The sequence below is a fragment of the Pseudoxanthomonas daejeonensis genome (genome assembly GCF_022637495.1).
Taxonomy (GTDB): domain Bacteria; phylum Pseudomonadota; class Gammaproteobacteria; order Xanthomonadales; family Xanthomonadaceae; genus Pseudoxanthomonas; species Pseudoxanthomonas daejeonensis.
The window spans coordinates 447,706-467,100 of record NZ_CP093331.1 but is presented as its reverse complement, the minus strand read 5'-3'; the positions used below and the strand labels follow the sequence as shown (position 1 = coordinate 467,100).

Annotated in this window: 15 protein-coding genes; 10 read left to right on the top strand and 5 right to left on the bottom strand. The window is 70.4% G+C overall.

Going from position 1 to position 19,395, the window contains the following annotated elements; all coding sequences use genetic code 11:
• Positions 1 to 97 precede the first annotated feature (97 nt).
• From leuS to rsfS, 5 genes are all read left to right on the top strand, one after another.
• The gene (gene leuS, locus MNQ95_RS02130) at positions 98 to 2,749 is read left to right on the top strand and encodes a leucine--tRNA ligase (RefSeq protein ID WP_241953671.1); all 2,652 of its coding nucleotides are present in this window, start codon (positions 98 to 100) and stop codon (positions 2,747 to 2,749) included.
• Positions 2,750 to 3,004: 255 nt separating this feature from the next.
• A complete protein-coding gene (locus tag MNQ95_RS02125; protein ID WP_162410842.1) occupies positions 3,005 to 3,640 on the top strand; it encodes an LPS-assembly lipoprotein LptE in 636 nt (211 codons plus the stop codon).
• A complete protein-coding gene (gene holA, locus MNQ95_RS02120) occupies positions 3,640 to 4,698 on the top strand; it encodes a DNA polymerase III subunit delta (protein ID WP_241953670.1) in 1,059 nt (352 codons plus the stop codon). The genes MNQ95_RS02125 and holA overlap by 1 nt, the downstream gene beginning before the upstream one ends.
• Positions 4,699 to 4,709: 11 nt before the next feature.
• Positions 4,710 to 5,354: a nicotinate-nucleotide adenylyltransferase gene (nadD, locus tag MNQ95_RS02115; RefSeq protein WP_241954335.1), complete on the top strand. Its 645-nt coding sequence runs from the start codon at positions 4,710 to 4,712 to the stop codon at positions 5,352 to 5,354.
• A gap of 67 nt (positions 5,355 to 5,421) precedes the next feature.
• Positions 5,422 to 5,817: a ribosome silencing factor gene (gene rsfS, locus MNQ95_RS02110; RefSeq protein WP_162410844.1), complete on the top strand. Its 396-nt coding sequence runs from the start codon at positions 5,422 to 5,424 to the stop codon at positions 5,815 to 5,817.
• Between the two features lie 207 nt (positions 5,818 to 6,024).
• Here the strand turns inward: rsfS and MNQ95_RS02105 are convergent, their stop codons facing one another.
• Entirely contained in the window at positions 6,025 to 7,794 is a 1,770-nt protein-coding gene (locus MNQ95_RS02105) for a glycoside hydrolase family 43 protein (protein ID WP_241953669.1), read from the bottom strand.
• 139 nt (positions 7,795 to 7,933) lie between these two features.
• Between MNQ95_RS02105 and rlmH the strand changes: the two genes are divergently transcribed.
• On the top strand, positions 7,934 to 8,404 hold the full coding sequence (rlmH, locus tag MNQ95_RS02100; protein WP_241953668.1) for a 23S rRNA (pseudouridine(1915)-N(3))-methyltransferase RlmH: 471 nt from the start codon (positions 7,934 to 7,936) through the stop codon (positions 8,402 to 8,404).
• Positions 8,405 to 8,468: 64 nt separating this feature from the next.
• On the opposite strand, the gene MNQ95_RS02095 is transcribed toward rlmH, so the two are convergent.
• Both MNQ95_RS02095 and MNQ95_RS02090 read right to left on the bottom strand, forming a co-directional pair.
• On the bottom strand, positions 8,469 to 9,128 hold the full coding sequence (locus MNQ95_RS02095; RefSeq protein ID WP_241953667.1) for an energy transducer TonB: 660 nt from the start codon (positions 9,126 to 9,128) through the stop codon (positions 8,469 to 8,471).
• Between the two features lie 246 nt (positions 9,129 to 9,374).
• Complete coding sequence (locus MNQ95_RS02090; RefSeq protein WP_162410848.1) at positions 9,375 to 10,094, bottom strand: SIMPL domain-containing protein; 720 nt, start codon at positions 10,092 to 10,094, stop codon at positions 9,375 to 9,377.
• A gap of 149 nt (positions 10,095 to 10,243) precedes the next feature.
• On the opposite strand from MNQ95_RS02090, the gene MNQ95_RS02085 reads away from it, so the two are divergent.
• The 3 genes from MNQ95_RS02085 to MNQ95_RS02075 are packed head-to-tail and all read left to right on the top strand — an operon-like array spanning position 10,244 to position 16,260.
• The gene (locus tag MNQ95_RS02085; protein WP_241953666.1) at positions 10,244 to 10,849 is read left to right on the top strand and encodes a Maf family protein; all 606 of its coding nucleotides are present in this window, start codon (positions 10,244 to 10,246) and stop codon (positions 10,847 to 10,849) included.
• A gap of 8 nt (positions 10,850 to 10,857) precedes the next feature.
• Positions 10,858 to 12,348 (top strand): ribonuclease G, encoded by a 1,491-nt coding sequence (gene rng / locus MNQ95_RS02080; protein WP_162410850.1) that lies wholly within the window; start codon positions 10,858 to 10,860, stop codon positions 12,346 to 12,348.
• Positions 12,349 to 12,372: 24 nt separating this feature from the next.
• Complete coding sequence (locus tag MNQ95_RS02075; protein WP_241953665.1) at positions 12,373 to 16,260, top strand: YhdP family protein; 3,888 nt, start codon at positions 12,373 to 12,375, stop codon at positions 16,258 to 16,260.
• Between the two features lie 199 nt (positions 16,261 to 16,459).
• Here the strand turns inward: MNQ95_RS02075 and MNQ95_RS02070 are convergent, their stop codons facing one another.
• Positions 16,460 to 17,194, bottom strand: coding sequence for a DUF6065 family protein (locus MNQ95_RS02070; RefSeq protein ID WP_241953664.1), 735 nt, complete (start codon positions 17,192 to 17,194; stop codon positions 16,460 to 16,462).
• A gap of 112 nt (positions 17,195 to 17,306) precedes the next feature.
• Between MNQ95_RS02070 and tldD the strand changes: the two genes are divergently transcribed.
• Entirely contained in the window at positions 17,307 to 18,752 is a 1,446-nt protein-coding gene (gene tldD, locus MNQ95_RS02065) for a metalloprotease TldD (protein WP_162410853.1), read from the top strand.
• A gap of 11 nt (positions 18,753 to 18,763) precedes the next feature.
• On the opposite strand, the gene yjgA is transcribed toward tldD, so the two are convergent.
• Positions 18,764 to 19,348, bottom strand: coding sequence for a ribosome biogenesis factor YjgA (yjgA, locus tag MNQ95_RS02060; RefSeq protein ID WP_162410854.1), 585 nt, complete (start codon positions 19,346 to 19,348; stop codon positions 18,764 to 18,766).
• Positions 19,349 to 19,395 lie beyond the last annotated feature (47 nt).

The following is a 19,395-nucleotide window of genomic DNA, read 5'->3' as shown; positions in this document are numbered from 1 at the left end:
GGCGCCCGGATCGCAGCATGGGGCGGGGCGGGCAAGTGGAGACCCATGCTGCGCTGCGGTACCCTTGGCGACTTTGCCGAAGCCACCGCGACCCGCAATGTCCGCTGTCCCCGAAAACGCCTCCGCCTACGATCCCCATCCGGTCGAGGCCGCCGCCCAGCAGTTCTGGGACGCCACCCGCGCCTTCGAGGTCGACGAGGCTTCGGCCAAGCCCAAGTACTACTGCCTGTCGATGCTGCCGTATCCGTCCGGCGCGTTGCACATGGGCCACGTGCGCAACTACACCATCGGCGACGTGATCAGCCGCTACAAGCGGATGACCGGGCACAACGTGCTGCAGCCGATGGGCTGGGACGCGTTCGGCCTGCCGGCCGAGAACGCGGCGATCAAGAACAAGGTCCCGCCGGCGCAGTGGACCTACAAGAACATCGAGCACATGCGCACCCAGCTCAAGTCGCTGGGCTATGCGATCGACTGGTCGCGCGAGTTCGCCACCTGCACGCCGGACTACTACGTCCACGAGCAGCGCATGTTCACCCGGCTGATGCGCAAGGGCCTGGCCTACCGCAAGAACTCGGTGGTGAACTGGGACCCGGTCGACCAGACCGTGCTGGCCAACGAGCAGGTGATCGACGGCCGCGGCTGGCGCTCCGGCGCGCTGGTGGAGAAGCGCGAGATCCCGCAGTGGTTCCTGCGCATCACCGACTACGCCCAGGAGCTGCTGGACGGGCTGGACGACCTGCCGGGCTGGCCCGAATCGGTCAAGACTATGCAGCGCAACTGGATCGGCCGTTCCGAGGGCCTGGAGATCCAGTTCGACGTGGCCGATGCGGCCGGTGCCGCGCTGGAACCGATCCGCGTGTTCACCACGCGCCCGGACACGCTGATGGGCGTGACCTTCGTGTCGATCGCCGGCGAACATCCGCTGGCGCTCAAGGCCGCGGCGACCAATCCGGCGCTGGCGGCATTCCTGGAGGATCTCAAGCACGGCGGCGTCTCCGAAGCCGAGCTGGAAACGCAGGAGAAGCGCGGCATGGACACCGGCCTGACGGCCGTGCATCCGGTCACCGGCGAGAAAGTCGCGATCTGGGTGGCCAACTTCGTGCTGATGGGTTACGGCACCGGCGCGGTGATGGCCGTGCCCGGCCACGACCAGCGGGACTTCGAGTTCGCCAACAAGTACGCCCTGCCGATCGTGCAGGTGATCGCGCTCAAGGAACCGAAGAACGAGGACGAGAAGTCCTGGGATTCGACGACCTGGCGCGACTGGTACGGCGACAAGGGCCGCGCCGACCTGGAGCTGGTCAACTCCGGCGAATTCGACGGCCTCGATTACTGGGGCGCGTTCGAGGCCCTGGCGGAGCGTTTCGAGCGCCAGAGCCGTGGCCAGCGCCGCGTGAACTACCGCCTGCGTGACTGGGGCGTCAGCCGCCAGCGTTACTGGGGTTGTCCGATTCCGGTGATCTACTGCGATCGCTGCGGCGCGGTGCCGGTGCCCGAAGACCAGTTGCCGGTGGTGCTGCCCGAGAACGTGCAGTTCAGCGGGACGGGCTCCCCGATCAAGACCGATCCGGAATGGCGCAAGTGCAAGTGCCCGGATTGCGGTCGCGATGCCGAACGCGAGACCGACACCTTCGACACCTTCATGGAGTCGAGCTGGTACTACGCGCGCTACACCTCGCCCAAGGCCCGCGACATGGTCGACAAGCGCGGCAACTACTGGTTGCCGGTGGACCAGTACATCGGCGGCATCGAACACGCGATCCTGCACCTGATGTATTTCCGCTTCTACCACAAGCTCCTGCGCGACGCGCGCATGGTGGACAGCGACGAACCGGCGACCAACCTGCTCACCCAGGGCATGGTCATCGCCGATACCTACTATCGCCAGAACGCGGATGGATCCAAGGACTGGATCAATCCGGCCGACGTCGACATCAAGCGCGACGACAAGGCGCGCATCATCGGCGCGACGCTGCGCGCCGACGGCCAGCCGGTGCTGGTCGGCGGCACCGAGAAGATGTCCAAGTCCAAGAACAACGGCGTGGACCCGCAGGCGATGGTCGGCAAGTACGGCGCCGACACGGTGCGCCTGTTCTCGATGTTCGCCGCGCCCCCCGAGCAGTCGCTGGAATGGAACGAGGCCGGCGTGGACGGCATGGCCCGATTCCTGCGCCGGCTGTGGACGCAGGCGCAGAAGCACGCGGGCGAAGGCCCGGCGCCGGTGCTGGACGTTTCGGTGCTGGATGCCGCGCAGAAGGCGCTGCGCCGCAAGACCCACGAGACCATCGACAAGGTCGGACACGACTATGGTCGCCGGCACAGCTTCAACACCGCCATCGCCGCGGTGATGGAGCTGATGAACGCGGTGGCGAAATTCGACGACGCCAGCGATGCCGGCCGCGCGGTGCGCCAGGAAGCGCTGCAGGCGGCGGTGCTGCTGCTCAACCCGATCACCCCGCACTCCAGCCATGCGCTGTGGCAGCTGCTGGGCCATGCCGAGACGTTGCTGGAGGACGTGCCGTTCCCGCAGGCCGACCCGGCTGCGCTGGTCCGCGATGCGGTGACGCTGGCGGTGCAGGTCAACGGCAAGTTGCGCGGCACGATCGAGGTCGCCGCGGATGCCTCGCGCGAACAGGTCGAGTCCCTGGCCCGGGCCGAACCGAACACGGCCAAGTTCCTGGAAGGCCTGGTCGTGCGCAAGGTGATCGTGGTGCCGGGCAAGATCGTCAACATCGTCGCCGCGTAGCGGCGACGATGTTGACGCCTGGACGTTCCTGACGGAACGTCCAGGCTGTCTACTCCCCATCCCCCATCCGTGCTTCGCACGGATCGCCCCCGACCCGGGGGCTGACACGCTTCGTTCGAGGTTCGAGGGTCCAGACGCTGCCGCCAGCGGGGCAGCAGCGTTGGCAGGTGGCCGTGTTCTCAAGCCACGTTCACGCGGTGTCGGGCAGGCTGTGGCCTGTTGCCGCTCCGGGCCTGCTCGTCCAGACTCTCCGCCATGATCCGAAACGCGCTGCCCCTCCTTCTTGCACTGGCCCTGGCCGGCTGCGGCTTCCATCTGCGCGACAAGCTGGCGTTGCCCGAAGACACGCCGCCGGTACAGGTGGTCTCGACCGCGCCGTACAGCGAGCTGGTCACCGTGCTGGAGCGCAACCTGCGCAATGCGGGCGCGCGCGTCGCCCCGCGCGAACCGAAGTCGACAGGCACGGCCGCCGCCGTTGGCGCGCGGCCCGAGGCGCCCAAGGTGGCGCGGCTGGACATCCTGTCCGAGCGCTGGGGCGACCTGCCCATCGCCATCGACGAACAGGGCCGTGCACAGGAATTCAGCCTGCGCTACGCGACGATCTTCACCTTCCGCCTCGCCGATGGCCGCGAACTGGTGCCGCAGCAGGTGGTGGAACTGTCGCGCGATTACGTGTCGCCGCCTGAAGACGCCACCGGCACCAGTACCGAACGCGAGATCCTCGCCGACGAGCTGCGCCGCGAGATGGCGGCCTCGATCCTGCGCCGCATCGACAGCGTGGTGCGTGCCAACCTGGCGCGGGAGGCGGCCACTCCCGCATCCCCGGAGACCGGACCCGAGGCGGTGCCGGCCATCGACCCGCCGCCCGCCACTCCGACGCCGACGCCCTGATGGAGCTGCGGCCCGACCAGCTGGCCGCGCAGGCCGGCAACCAGCCGTTGCAGGCGGCCTATCTCGTCGCCGGTCCGGAAGTCCTGCACGTGCTGGAAGCCGCCGATGCGGTGCGCGCGCGGGCGCGGGTCGAAGGCGCCGAGCGCGAGGTGTTCGACGGCGACGGGCGCGATCCGGACTGGGACGGCCTTGCGGCCAGCTTCAACGCGCCCAGCCTGTTCAGCAGCCGGCGCCTGATCGAACTGCGCCTGCCCGGCGGAAAGCCGGGTAAGACCGGCGCCGAAGTGATCAGCGGGTTCTGCGAGAACCCGCCCGGCGATGTCACCCTGATGATCGTGGCCGGCGACTGGAGCAAGGCGCACCACGGCAAGTGGGTGGACGCGATTTCGCGTCGCGGCGTGGTCTCGATCGCCTGGGCGCTCAAGCCGCACGAACTGCCCGGATGGATCGATCGGCGCCTGCGCGAGCGCGGACTGCGCGCGGCGCCCGACGCGGTGCAGGGCCTGGCCGAGCGCGTGGAAGGCAACCTGCTGGCGGCAGCGCAGGAGATCGACAAGCTCGCCCTGCTGGCACCGGAAGGCACGCTGGACCTGGCGACGATGCAGTCGCTGGTCGCCGACGCCGCGCGTTACGACGTGTTCCGCCTGATCGAGGCGACCCTCTCGGGCCAGGCCGCGCACGTGCGGCGCATGCTGGCCGGCCTGCGCGCCGAGGGCGAGCAGGTCGCCGGGCTGATGCCGATGGTGATCCGCGAAGTGCTGCGCTCCGCCGCGCTGGCGCGCGCGCAGGCGCGCGGCGCCAACCTGGCCGCCGAGATGAAATCGCAGGGCCTGTGGGAAGCCCGGCAGGCGCCGTTCAAGCGCGCCCTGCAGCGCCACGCCACGCCACTGCGCTGGAACCGTTTCGCCGCCTATGCGTCGCGCGTGGACCGCGCGGCGAAAGGGCGCGGTCCGGGCGAACCCTGGCAGTTGCTGGAGCGGTTGCTGCTCGCCATCGCCGAGGCGCCGGCGACCGGCCTGCTGAAGGGCGCCGGCCCGCTCGCGGGCGCGAACCGCTGACCGTGCCCGGCGTGCTTGCGATCTGGTACGGCGGGACCTTCGATCCCGTGCACGACGGCCACCTCGCCATTGCCCGCGCCGCCGCCGACACCTTCACCGTCCCGGTCACCCTGGCGCCGGCCGCCGACCCGCCCCACCGCGCCGCACCCGGCGCCGACGCGCGCCAGCGCGCGCACATGCTCGACCTGGCCGTGGCCGGCGACCACCGGCTGCGCGTGGACCGGCGCGAACTGGCGCGTCCCGGGCCGTCCTGGACGGTCGACACCCTGCATGAACTGCGCTCGGAGCTGGGCGATTCCGCACCGCTGGCACTGCTGGTCGGTGCCGACAGCTTCCGTTCGCTGCCGACCTGGAAGCACTGGCGCGAACTGCCGCGGCTGGCCCACTTCATCGTGGCCGGTCGCAGCGGCGGCGGCGACCTGGCGCAGCTGCCCGACACGCTTGCCGCGGAGGCCTCGGGTCGCTGGACCACCGATCCGGCGGCGCTGGCCACGCGTCCGGCCGGGTGCCTGTATGCGCTGGACCAGCCCCTGCGCGCCGAGTCGGCCACCGCGGTCAGGGAGGGCATCGTCGCCGGCGATCCGGCGTGGCGCGCCCAGGTGCCGCCGGCGGTCGCCGCCTGGATCGATGCGCACGGCCTTTACCGGGTCCCGTGAACACGGGGCGGCCCGCGGCGCCGGTATAATCGGCGCGTATTCCGACCCCCGTTCACCAGAGTCCTCCTTGAGCAGCCAAGCCCACGTCATCAAGACCCGCCTCCCCGAACCGCCGCCGCCCGTGGAAGTCCTGCTGGCGAACGTCCGCGCCGCCGTGGAGGAGATCAAGGCCAAGGATGTCGTTGAAATCGACGTGCGCGGCAGGACCAGCGTGGCCGACCACCTGGTGATCGTCTCGGGTACGTCGACCCGGCATGTGAAGTCGATCGCCGACGAGGTGATCCGTTTCGCCAAGAAGCTCGGCGCGATGCCGCTGGGCGTGGAGGGCGAGCGCGAGGCCGAATGGGTCCTGGTCGACCTGGGCGACGTGATCGTCCACGTGATGCTGCCGCGTGTGCGCGAGTTCTACGCACTGGAGCGGTTGTGGACGGTCGGCGACCATCCGGAAGACCGCGACGCCTGAGCGTCGCCCGCCGATCGACCTCGGCGCCTGCATCCTCGCCTGGCCCGTCGCCCGCTCTGGCAGCGTGGCAGCTGGGGCGTGCTCGCTCCCATCCTCTGATCAGGGGCCGGCTGGCCCGTTGACGGGGCGGGGTGTCGCATCTGCCGTGGCTTTGTCGCCTCTACACCGGGAAGCGGTGCCTGCCGCCTGAGCGGCGCCGGCACGCGCCTACGGCGCCGCCCCCTGTCGTGCGGCGTACAGGCCGAACACTGCGCCGGTGAAACCGCCGGCGACGCTGGTGCTGAGCAGGGTGCCGTCCGCGTCGCGTGCCAGCGACTGCCATTGCTCTTCGACGGTGGCGTATTCGAAGTCGTACTCGGCCCCGCGCGCGCGGATGCGCAGGTACAACGGCTGGTCGACCGCGGCAACGGGCAGCGGCGCCGAGGCCAGGCGCGTGCCTGTCCTGGGTTGGTCTTTCCTGCGGCCGTCGCGACGGTCCAGCACCACCATCGGCATGCCGTTCTCGCGGGTCACCGCCAGCAGGTACCAGAAATCCTCGTTCTGGAACGCGGCCAGGCCGGCGGTGTCGCCGTCGCGCTGCGGGACGAAGCGGACCGCGGTCGAGGCGAGCGCCCCTTGGTGCTGCTGCCGGCGCGCCAGGAACGAAGGATTGTCGCGTTCGCCCAGGCCCACCGCGCGCGCTTGCAGGTGCAATGCGCCGCCATCGAGCCGGTACCACGACTCGCGCGGGTTGCGCACGGTGATCCAGTCCAGCGGCAGTTGCCGGCCTTCGAACCCGACACGGATGGCGAAGGCACCGCTGGTCGGTACCGGCGCCTGGCCTGCCGGCAGCGCCGGTGCGTCGAGTACCCAGGGAATCCGCTGCCCCGCTGCGGTGATGCGCGGCCATCCGTCCTCCCAGTGCACCGGCATCAGGAACGTCTCGCGGCCGGTGTTGACGTAGTGGCTGCCCGCGCTGCCCCTGCTGCCTGGGGGCGGATACGGGCGGTTGCCCAGGAACACCGCCCACCAGTCTCCGTCCTGGGTCTGCACGAAATCGGCGTGGCCGGCGGAGGTGATCGGCAACGGACGATCGCGCGGCAGGTCGCGCTGGGTCAGGACCGGATTCGCACGCCATGCCACGTACGGCCCGGTCACCTCGCGACTGCGCAGGACCACCTGCTGGTGCATCTCGCCGGTGCCGCCCTCGGCGGCGGTCAGGTAGTACCAGCCGTCGGCCTTGAAGAGGTGCGGGCCTTCGACGTACTCGGGCTTCTCCGCCGGCACCACGCCGCCGTCGAGCAGTACCCGGCGCGGGCCGAGGGTGCGCAGGGCCTTCGCGTCGAACTCCTGCAGCCAGATCGCGCGGTGGCCGGGATAGCGTTCCTTGCCGCCCTCGGGCAGGTCGTTGTTGACGATCCACGCGCGGCCATCGTCGTCGAAGAACAGCGACGGGTCGATGCCACCGGCCAGGTCCGGCAGCCACACCGGGTCCGACCATGGTCCCGCCGGGTCGCGGGCGGTGATCACGAAGTTGCCGCCGCAGGACGGGAAACAGGTGTTGGCGATGTAGAACAGGCCGTCGTGATGTTCGATCGCCGGTGCGAACACGCCGTTGACCAGGTCGTGCTTGCCGAAGTCGAGCTGGTCGACGCGGTCGATGGCGTTGCCGATCTGGGTCCAGTTCACCAGGTCGCGGCTGTGAAAGACGGGAATGCCGGGGAACCAGCCGAACGTGGAATTCACCATGTAGTAGTCCGCGCCGACGCGGACGACGCTCGGGTCCGGATAGAAGCCCTTGAGCACGGGGTTGCGGAACTGGCCCTGCCCGGGCGTGTACTTCGCATCCGCCAGGTCGCCGCCTTCGTATTCGAACCAGTCGAACGACGCCTCCAGCGGTGCGTCCTGCACGCCTGCAGCAGCGGCGGTCGGTGGCGAAGCGGGGCTCCAGGCGAGGGCGAGCAGCGTGGCAAGGCTGGCGAACCGGATGCGGCCCATGCTTTCCCCTCCCAGGGTGGCGGTGCGGCGACGAGGCCGGCCCGGACCGTAGCACGCGATTGCGTGGGCATATCAGCGCTTACCGGCGGTAATACCCCGGGCGCGGCCAAGCGAGGCGTCGGCACTTATCATGGTCGCCATGAAGGCACGACTGATCGCAACGGGCGAACGCGCCCCTTCCTGGGTGGCGGAGGGATTCGGCGAGTACCGCAAGCGGCTCTCGCACTGGCTGCCGCTGGAACTGGTCGAAGTGGAGCCGGGCCTGCGCGGCAAGGGTCGCGATCCGCAGCGCGCGATCGACGACGAAGGCAAGCGCGTGCTGGCGGCGTTGCCGAAGAACGCGCATGTCATCGCGCTGGACGTGCCGGGGCGCGCGTGGTCGTCGGAGCAGCTGGCCCAGCGCATGGAGCACTGGCGCCAGCAGGGGCGCGACCTGGCGTTCCTGGTCGGGGGGCCCGAAGGCCATGCGCCAGACGTCCTGGCCGCTGCGTCCGAATCGTGGTCGCTAGGTCCACTGACCCTGCCGCACATGCTCGTGCGGCTGCTGGTGGCCGAGCAGCTGTATCGCGCCGCGGCGCTGCTGGCCAACCATCCCTACCACCGCGCCTGAGCGGCGCGGTGCTCGTTGAACCCTTGGAGGGCGGCGACGGCGGATGCCGTCGCCGCCGATGGCCTCATTGCAGGCTGAAATCGATCGGGACCAGGCCCCAGGCCTGCACTGCGCGGCCTTCGCGCATCGCCGGCTCGAAGCGCCACCGCTGCTGCACCTGGCGCACCGCCTCGCGGTCGAGCGAGCGATGGCCACTGCTGCGATCCACGATCACCTCCAGCGGCTTGCCGTCGACATCGACCAGCACGCGCAACATCACGGTGCCCTGCGCATTGCTGCGGATCGCGTCGCGCGGATACGCCGGTGGCGGGGCGACCGCGTAGCGCAGTTGCGCGCCCTGCAGCGGCTGGCCGTCATAGGGCGGGTTGATGACGTCGGGAGGGCCAACGGTATCGCTCACCGGATCGGCCTGCAGCAGGCCCTGGTCGACGATCGCCGGCTGTTGCACCGGCAGCTGGCGCTGGAACACCGCCGGTGGCGTGCGCGGCGGAATGACCCGCGGTTGCTGCACCACCGGCTGCGGAGGCAGGGGGGTGACCGGTGTCGGCGGCTGCACCGTCCAGCGCGGCTCGGGCTCTTTGCGAAGTTCCGGCAGTGGCGCCTGGGTCAGCGGCAGCAACAGGACCAGCAGGGCCAGGGCGTGTACCGCCATGGCGAAGCTGATGGCGAGGATGCGCGAGGCATCCAGGCGCGGGGACACATCGGACGGCAGCGTGCGAACCATGATCCACCTCCATTGCAGGAATGACGGAAGGAACAACGCACGGACAGGGCGACCGGGGTTGGCCGCGATGGCCGGTTCCAGACTGCGCCGGTGCGATCGGGCTTTCAAGCGGCGTCGCGGGCATCCAGACCAAAGTCGCAGGACGGCCGATGGCCGGTGGCGCGGCGATCCCCGGGAAAACGAAAGCCCGGCACGAGGCCGGGCTTTCGGGTTCCGCATGCAGCGCGGGCGAGGTGTCGATCGCGCTCAGCGGCCCAGTTCGAACACCACGTCCAGCTGCACCGACACGCTGCTTTCGCCGGCGGCCACCGGGGTGCTGTCGAAGGCTTCGGCCTTCATCATCGCCATGCGCGGCATCGGCACCTGCATGCCGCCGCCCTCGCTGATGCTGACGATCCGGCGCACGCGCAGGCCCAGGGTCTTGGCGTAGGTCTCCGCGCGCCGCTGCGCACGTTCCAGCGCCTCGATGCGGGCCTGGTCGTACAGCGGTTCCGGATCGTCGATGCCGAAGCTGGGGCCGTTGATCTGGTTGGCGCCGCTGGCGACGAGCGCGTCGAGCACCTTGCCCATCTTGGCCACGTCGCGCAGCTTCAGGCTCACCGTGTTGCTGGCCTGGTAGCCGGTGATCCGCGGCGGCTGGTTGTCTTCGAAGTGGTACTGCGGATTGAGGTTGATGCCGCTGGTCTGCACGTCGCGCGCGGCGACGCCGGCGGCCTTCACCGCGGCCAGCACCTTGTTCATCTGCTCGGCGTTCTGGCGCATCGCGGTGTTGCTGTCGGCGGCCTGGGTGACCACGCCGGCCGAGACGGTGGCGATGTCCGGCGCACGCCGGGCCTCGGCCTGGGCCGACACCGACAGCAGGGTCGCATCGGCCGGCACGGCGGGCCCGACGGACTGGGCCTGGACGGCGGCGACGGGTACGGACAGCGCGAGGACGGCAAGCAGGGTGGCGAACGGGTGGCGCATGGATGGGGCTCCTTGGGTGTGACGGTGCGCAGGGTTGCGCGGCAGGGTCGGTTCGAACGGATGAACGCGCCGTGAGCCCGGTCGGGGTCGAGGCCGGTCCGGCGGCGCCGGCCACGGTTCAGCCAGCTGCCGCGGGTTATCCTGTGCCCATGCTGTATCTGGCCTCGAAATCCCCCCGCCGGGCCGAACTGCTTGAACGGCTCGGCCTGACCTACCGCCTGCTCGATGTCGACGTCCCGGAAGTCCGGGCGCCGGGCGAGGGCGCGGCCGCCTACGTGCGCCGCGTCGCCCGCGACAAGGCCCGCGCCGGCTGGTCCCAGGTCGCCACCGAGCCCGGTGCGCGCGTGCTGGGCGCCGACACCGAAGTGGTCCTGGACGAAGAGGTCTTCGGCAAGCCGGCCGATGCCGCCGATGCCGAGGCGATGCTGCGGCGCCTGTCCGGGCGCCAGCACAGCGTCCTGTCGGCGGTGACCGTGATCGACGGGGCCGGCGAACGCGATGCGCTGTCCACGACCCTGGTGCGCTTCGCCGCGCTGACCGGGGCGCAGATCTCCGCCTACGTCGCCACCGGCGAGCCGATGGGCAAGGCCGGCGCGTATGCGATCCAGGGGCGCGCGGAGGCCTTCGTCGAACACCTCGCCGGCAGCTATTCCGGCGTCATGGGCCTGCCGGTGCACGAGACCGCGCGACTGCTCGATCCCGGCGCCGATGCGCCGACCGAAGAAGCCGGCGCGCGCGCCGCCGTGGCCGGATGAGGGCGGGCATGTCCGAAGAGATCCTGGTCAACGTCACCCCGCGCGAAACCCGCGTCGCCGTGGTCGAGAACGGCATGCTGCAGGAGCTGCACATCGAGCGCGGCTGGCGGCGCGGCGTGGTCGGCAACATCTACAAGGGTCGCGTGCAGCGTGTAATGCCGGGCATGCAGGCCGCGTTCGTCGAACTCGGGCTGGAGCGCGCCGCGTTCCTGCACGCCAACGACGTGGTCCGGCCGGCGCCGGTGGACCCGGGTCCGGGCGACGACGCCGCCGCGCAGCCGGCCGGCTCGACGCCCTCGATCGTCGAACTGTTGCGCGACGGCCAGGAGATCGTGGTCCAGGTGGTCAAGGACCCGATCGGCACCAAGGGCGCGCGCCTGACCACGCAGATCAGCATTCCCTCGCGCTACCTGGTGCTGCTGCCGCAGTCGCGCACCGTCGGGGTCTCGGCGCGGATCGAGGACGAGGGCGAACGCCTGCGCCTGAAAACCCTGGTGTCGGAGCTGTCGGCCAGCCATGGCGGACACGGCTACATCATCCGCACCAATGCCGAGGGCCAGCCTGCCGAGGCGCTGGCCGAGGACATCGCCTACCTGGCGCGGGTCTGGAACGTGGTCGAGCGACGCGGCCGCGAGGCCGGCGCCGGCACGATCATCTACGAAGACCTGAGCCTGCCCTTGCGCGCGGTGCGCGACCTGATCCGCCGCGACGTGGAGAAGGTGCGGGTGGATTCGCGCGATACCTACGACCGGCTGCAGGCGTTCGTCGCCAAGTACATGCCGGTGCTGGCCGAGAAGATCGAACTGTATTCCGGCGACCGCCCGATCTTCGACCTGTACGGCGTCGAGGACGAGATCGCCCGCGCGCTGGACAAGCAGGTGCCGCTGAAGTCCGGTGGCTACCTGGTCATCGACCAGACCGAGGCGATGACCACCATCGACGTGAACACCGGCTCGTTCCTGGGCCAGCGCAACCTCGAGGAGACGGTGTACCGCACCAACCTCGAAGCGGCGCAGGCGGTGGCGCGGCAGCTGCGCCTGCGCAACCTGGGCGGGATCATCATCATCGACTTCATCGACATGAGCGATCCGGAGCACCGCCGCCAGGTGTTGCGCACGCTGGAGAAGTCGCTGGCGCGCGACCATGCCAAGACCACGGTGTACGACTTCTCGCCGCTGGGACTGGTCGAGATGACGCGCAAGCGCACGGTCGAAAGCCTCGAGCGGCAGCTGTCGGAAACCTGCCCGCAGTGCGCCGGCCGGGGTTCGGTGAAGACCGCCGAGACGGTGACCTACGAAGTCTTTCGCGAGATCACCCGCGCGGTGCGCCAGTTCGACGCCGCGCGCCTGCTGGTGATCGCCTCGCCCAAGGTGGTCGCGCGGATCACCGAGGAAGAGTCGACCGCGGTCGCCGAACTGGAAGAGTTCCTCGGCAAGAGCATCCGCTTCCAGGCGGACGAGCAGTACCTGCAGGAGCAGTTCGATGTGGTCCTGCTCTGACCGCAAGCTCCACGCGGTGCGCTGATGCCTACTCCCGTCCGCCGCCGCCTGCGCCTGGCCCGCCGCTGGGTCGTCTATCTGCTGGCGATCGTGCTGGTGCTGATGGCGCTGGTGCTGGGCGCGGCCAGCCAGCTGCTGCCGCTGGCCGAGCGCCATCCCGACCGGATCGCCGCGTGGCTGAGCGAGAAGGCCGGGCGGCCGGTCAGCTTCGAGCGGGTGCAGACGCGGTGGACGCGGCGCGGACCGTTGCTGCAGCTGGAGGGGCTGCATATCGGCGAGCCCGGCGGCGGCGTGGGCATCGGCCAGGCCGAAGTTTTGCTGTCGATGTACGCCGGACTGCTGCCCGGACGCTCGTTCACCGAACTGCGCCTGCGCGGACCCTCGCTCACGCTTGAACGCGCCGACGATGGCCGCTGGTCGGTGCTTGGCCTGCCGATGACCGGCACCGCCGATCCGCTGGACTACCTGGAAGGACTGGGCGAACTGCAGGTGATCGGCGGGCAGCTCGAGGTCCGCGCGCCGCAGCTGGGCCTGCGCACGCGGATCCCGAAGATCGACCTGCGCCTGCGCGTGGATGGCCGGCATGTCAGCGCCGGCGCGCTCGCCTGGATCCGGCCCGACGCGGCGCCGGCCGCGCTGGCGTTCGAGTTCGATCGCGACAACGGCAGTGGCCGCACCTACTTCGACCTGGATACCGAGGCGCTGGGTGCATGGGCGCCGCTGCTGCACCACGGCGGGATCGCCCCCGCCGACGGCCGCGGCCGCGTGGAAGCATGGGCCGAGATGCGCGGCCACCGCGTGGTCCTGGCGACCACCCGCTTCCAGCTACGCCATGTGCTGTTTTCCGGTGCGCCGCTGGCGGACGGACAACTGCCGCAGGTGCGCCTGGATGAAGTGCGCGGCCGCGCGCGCTGGCGTGTCACCGCCGATGGCTGGCGGCTGGATGCACCTTCGCTGCGCGTGGTCGACCACCGTGGCGCGCAGACGCTGGATGGCCTGGTCCTTGCTGGCGGCAAGCGCTTCGCGCTGCTGGCCGAGCAGGTCGATGCGACCCCGTTGCTGGCGATCGCGGCACTGGGCGACGGCCTGTCGCCTTCGCTACGCGCATGGCTCGTCCGGGCCGCGCCGCAGGCGCAACTGTCGGCGCTGCAAGTTGCGGGCGTGCGTGGCGGGCCGTTGCAGGCGCAGGGCCGGATCGAGCGGCTTGCGTTCGCCGCGGTCGGCGATTCGCCGGGCATCGATGGACTGGCCGGTCGCTTCGACGGCGACGGACAGGGCTGGGAGCTGGCGCTGGATCCGCGCAGTGCGCTGCGCTTCGACTGGCCCAGCGGTTTCGGCGTGGTCCACGAGCTGCAGTTGGACGGGCGGCTGCTGGCCTGGCGCGAAGGCGACGGCTGGGAAGTGGCCACGCCGGCGCTGCACCTGGACGGTGGTGACTACGGCGCGCAGGTGCGCGGCGGACTGTGGTTCCAGGGCGACGGCACGCGGCCCTGGATCGGTATCGCCGCGGAGATCGAGGACGCGCCGGTGTCGGTGGCGCGGAAGTTCTGGATACACCACAAGATGTCCAAGGCGGCGGTGGACTGGCTGGACATGGCGCTGCAGGACGGCACCGTCAGCGGCGGCCGCGGCCTGGTCGCCGGCGACCTGGACGACTGGCCCTTCGTGCGCGACAACGGCCGCTTCGAGGCCACCGCTACGATCGATGACGGTCGCATCCGTTTCCAGGAGCAATGGCCGGAACTGGATGCGATGCAGGCGGGCGTGGCCTTCGTCGGCAACGGCTTCAGCGTGCAGGGACAGGGCCGCATCAACGGCCTGGCGGTACAGCGCGTGCAGGCCGGCATCGCCGACTTCAGCCACGCGCCGCTGCAGGTGCGCGCCGAAGCGAAGGGCGATGCCGCGCAGCTGCTCGAGCTGCTGCGCCACAGCCCGCTGAAAAAGGACAATCGCGAAACCCTGGCCAACCTTGCGGCATCCGGCCCGGCGGCCACGACATTCGCCATGGACCTGCCGTTGGGCCGTGGACACGGCCCGGCGGTGATCGACGGCAAGGTCGTCCTGGACGGGGCGAAACTGGCTGAAAAACGCTGGAACCTGGCTTTCGAAGCGGTGCGCGGCGCGGCCCGCTACGACGCCAGCGGCTTCGAGGCGGCGGAACTGGCGGTGCGCCACCAGGGCGAGGAGGGCCTGCTGTCGCTGCGTTCCGGCCGCCACGTGCGCGACGCGGGCAACGTGTTCGAAGCCGGCCTGGCCGTGCCGATGGATGCCGACGACCTGTTCGCCCGCGCACCGGAGCTGGGCTGGCTCGCGCCGCACGTCCGCGGGCGCTCGCCCTGGAACCTGGCCGTGGCTCTGCCCAGGCAGGCCACCGGCGGCAGCGTCGGCAGCTTGCGCCTGGACTCCTCGCTGGTCGGCACGAAACTGGACCTGCCGGCGCCGCTGGCCAAGCCAGCCGACGAGGCGCTGCAGACGAAAGTGCAGCTCGGCCTGCCGCTGGGCAGCGGCCCGATCGACGTGGCCTTCGGCGAGCGCCTGGCCTTGCGCGCGCGGCAGCGTGATGGACAGACCGGCGTGCGGGTGAAACTCGGAAGCTCGACGGTCGACGGCGAACCGCCGGCTTCGGGCCTGGTGGTGGGCGGGCGTACTTCATCGCTGGATGCGCTGGAATGGATCGGGCTGGCGCGTGGCGACCGCGGTGGCGGCCCACCGCTGCGCGAGATCGACGTGCTCGCCGATGAACTGCGACTGCTGGGGGGCGTGTTCCCGTCGACGCGACTGAAGTTGCGACCGGGCGCGCAGGCGCTGGAAGTGGTCGTGGACGGACCGGCACTGGCCGGCACCGTGACCGTGCCCGATGCGGCCGGCGCCGCAGTCCAGGGCCACTTCGCGCGCCTGCACTGGCAACCGCCGGCGGCTGCGGCGTCCAGGGCCGTTGCCGCGGCCATCGCCAACGCGGGCGAAGTGGACGCCATTGCCGCGGTGGACGAAACCGGCAGCGCCGACGCTGCGGCCGCCAGGCCGGTGGCGACGGACGAGGGTTTCGATCCGGCTGCGATCCCGCCGCTGGCGCTGGACGTGGACGACCTGCGTTATCGCCAGGCCATCCTGGGCAAGGCTTCGCTGCGCACGCGTCCGGTCCCGGCCGGGCTGAGCGTGGAGCGGCTGCAGGTGCAGGCCGGAGAACAGAAGATCGAAGCCACCGGCGAATGGCTGGGCCGCGGCGATGCGGCCCGCACCCACCTGGCATTGCAGGTCGACAGTGGCGACATGGGCGCGCTGATGGACGGGCTGGGCTACCGCAACTGGCTGGCGCGCGGCGAAGGCCAGGTGCACTTCGATGCCAGCTGGCCGGGTACGCCGGCGGGGTTCAGCCTGGCCGGATTGCAGGGCAACCTGCGGATCGCCGCCAGGGATGGCCAGCTGCTGGAAGTGGAGCCGGGTGCAGGCCGCGTGCTCGGCCTTTTCAGCCTGGCCCAGCTGCCGCGGCGGATGATGCTCGACTTCCGCGATTTCTTTTCCAAGGGCTTCGCCTTCGACCGGCTGGAAGGCAGCGTCAGTTTCGCCGACGGTCAGGCCCATACCGAGGACATGCTGATCGACGGTCCTGCCGCCGATATCCGCATCCGCGGCGACACCGACCTGCGTGCGCAGCGTTTCGACCAGACCATCGACGTGCTGCCCAAGTCCGGCAACCTGCTCACCGTGGTCGGCGCGGTGGCCGGCGGACCGGTCGGCGCGGCAGTGGGCGCGGCGGCCAATGCGGTGCTGTCGCGGCCGCTGGGCGAACTGGGCGCCAAGACCTACCGCGTCAGCGGACCGTGGAAGGAACCCAAGGTCGAAGTCATCAGCCGCGAGCAGTCGCGCACCGAAGCCGCAAGCGCGGCTGGCCACGACGCCGGCATGCCCTGAGCGCGTGGGACGCGGAGAGCGGGCCCGTCCGTTGCCGTGACCTTCGCTGCGCAGTGAAGTGCCGATACAGGCCGGCAAGCCGTCTCAAGCCACTGCTTCCGTCGCGGCGCAGAGCAGGGCTGGCGCCGCCGTCTTCGCGATTCTTCGTGTCACCGTATCGGTAACGCAGCCGGCCAAGCCGGGCTCCACGGAGCGGAGTTCAGTCGCCGCTGCCGCGGACGAATTTCGGCAGGCGCAGTTTCACCCGGTGTTCCTTGGCGGGGCAGCCATGCGTGTCCACGCCGCGGAAATAGCCACGCTGCCACTGCTCGCGCGCCGCCGCCGAATCCGGGTCGGGAAGTTCCTGCAGGAAATGCCCGCGGCTGTGCGTCCAGCGGCGGTGTTGCGCCTCCAGGTCCGGGGTCTCCGACAAGGGTCTCCACTCGGCCTGCACGTTCTCCAGCAGGGGGCGGTGCAACGGCAGCAGGTGGCAGAACGGTTCGCCGGCCTCGAAGCGCACCCGGCCCGGGCGGGTGAACTTCCAGTTCATGGTGAACGTGTAGGGGCTCCAGTCGGTCTCGACCACGCCGCTGAGCGCGGCGATGCCATCCTTGGGCTGGTTCAGCGGCCCGGTCGCCAGCAGTTCCACGCCGGGGTCGGAACGGAACAGGCAGGGCACATGGAAGGTCAGCACGCCGTAGCCGAAGTGGCTCAGGGCCGGTGCCGCGGTGCCCGCGTCGGGCAATACGCGAACCTGCTCCAGCGCGTCGCCACCGCCCCATTCGGCGCTGAAGCCGGACTGGCACAGCAGTTCCCAGCCATGCGCGTTGGCCATGTCCAGGGGCAGGCAGCGGTAGGCGTAATGCTGGTCGGTGCGATTCATCCAGTCGCGCTCGCGTGGGGCCGGGCGGATGTCCAGGGTGTGGCCGTCGATCACGTGGGCGGTCAATTTCATCTGTTGGCCGGAGGCTGTGCAGTGAAGGCGCGGGGCGCGGGTGCTGTCATCATAGGCCGCTGCAGTGCCTGCGCTGCTTGCCTTTCCCGCATCCGGACCCCATTTCGTACCGATGACCGACTCCGCGCTGACCCTCGCCGAAACCCGCCTGCTGCTGCCCGGCGGCCTCGATCCGACCGGACTGGACCGCACCTTCGGCGCGTTGCTCGGGCCGGGCATCGATTTCGGCGACCTGTATTTCCAGCATTCGCGGCGCGAGAGCTGGACGGTGGAAGACAGCATCGTCAAGGACGGCGCGCATTCGATCGAGCAGGGCGTGGGCGTGCGCGCGATCTCCGGGGAGAAGACCGGTTTCGCCTATTCGGACGACATCAACGCCGATGCCCTTCACCTGGCCGCCGGTTCGGCGCGCGCCATCGCACGCGACGGCAGTGCGCACTCGCCGCGCCAGCTGGTGCGCAGCGGCGGTCACGCGCTTTATCCGGCGCTCGATCCGGTCGACGGCATGGGCAACGAGGACAAGGTCGAGCAGCTGCGGGTGCTCGACCGTCTGTTGCGCGCGGCCGATCCGCGCGTGGTGCAGGTCTCGGTAAGCCTGTCCGGCGGCGTGGACACGGTGCTGGTGGCGCGCAGCGACGGCGTGCTCGCCGCCGACGTGCGTCCGCTGGTCCGCCTCAACGTGCAGGTGATCGTCGAGCAGGCCGGGCGTCGCGAATCGGGATATTCCGGTGGCGGCGGTCGCTATTCGTACGCTGAGCTGTTTTCGGGCGGACGTCCGGAAAAGCTCGCGCGCGAAGCGTTGCGCCAGGCGCTGGTGAACCTGGACGCGATCGATGCGCCGGCCGGCACGATGTCGGTGGTGCTTGGCGCCGGCTGGCCGGGCGTACTGCTGCACGAGGCGGTCGGCCACGGCCTGGAAGGCGACTTCAATCGCAAGGGCACGTCGACCTACGCCGGGCGCATGGGCCAGCGCGTGGCGGCGCCGGGCGTGACCATCGTCGACGACGGCACCCTCGAGGGCCGCCGCGGTTCGCTCAACATCGACGACGAGGGCATGCCGACGCGCTGCACCACGCTGATCGAGGACGGCGTGCTGGTCGGCTACATGCAGGATTCGCTCAACGCGCGGCTGATGGGCATGGCGCCCACCGGCAACGGCCGGCGCGAGTCGTTCGCGCACCTGGTGATGCCGCGCATGACCAACACCTACATGCTGGCCGGCACGCACGATCCGCAGGAGATGATCCGCTCGGTGAAGAAGGGCCTGTACGCGGTCAACTTCGGCGGCGGCCAGGTCGACATCACCAGTGGCAAGTACGTGTTCTCCGCGACCGAGGCCTACCTGATCGAGGACGGCAAGGTCACCGCGCCGGTGAAGGGCGCGACCCTGATCGGCAACGGGCCGGAAACGATGCAGAAGGTGCGCATGGTCGGCCACGACCTCGCGCTGGACGAAGGCGTGGGCGTATGCGGCAAGGACGGGCAGAGCGTGCCGGTGGGCGTGGGCCAGCCGTCGTTGCTGATCGACGGGCTGACCGTGGGCGGTACGCGCGCGTGAAGCGCGCGCCCTCAGTCCTCGCGCGCGTCCGCGCCTTCGTCGAATCCGGCTTCGCCGTCTTCCGTGGCGGCCACGGCACTGCCGAGCAGCAGCGTGCGCAGTTCGCGGAACAGTTCGCGGAAGGCGCGCGGCGGCTTGTTGCGCAGCTTTTCCTCGTGCGCGTTGCGGACCAGCTGGCGCAGGTGCTGGCGATCGGCCGCGGGGTACTCCTCCAGCAGCTCGGCCAGCGCCGCGTCGCCGTCGGCGATCAGGCGTTCGCGCCACGCCTCGACCCGGTGCATCGCGGCGATCTCGCGGCGGGCGGCCACGCCGTCCTCGTCCAGCGCGTCGCGGATGGCCTCGAGCGTCTCGTCTTCCTCGCGCCGCATCTGCTTGGCCAGGAACGCGAGCTGGCGCTTGCGGGCGATGTGGGCGGTGATCTTCCGGGTCTGCTCCAGGTGTGGCAGCAGGTCGTCGGGGATCGGCAGCTTGGACAGCTGGGTCGGGGTCAGGCTGGCGAGCTTCTCGGCCAGCTCCAGCACGCCCAGCGCTTCGCGGCGCTGCTGGCTGCGGCTGGACGAAAGGAATTCGCCGGTGTCTTGGTCGCGTCCGCGCATGGGTCGGGGGCTCTGTCGGGTACCGCGGATTCTACCCGGGCCGGGCT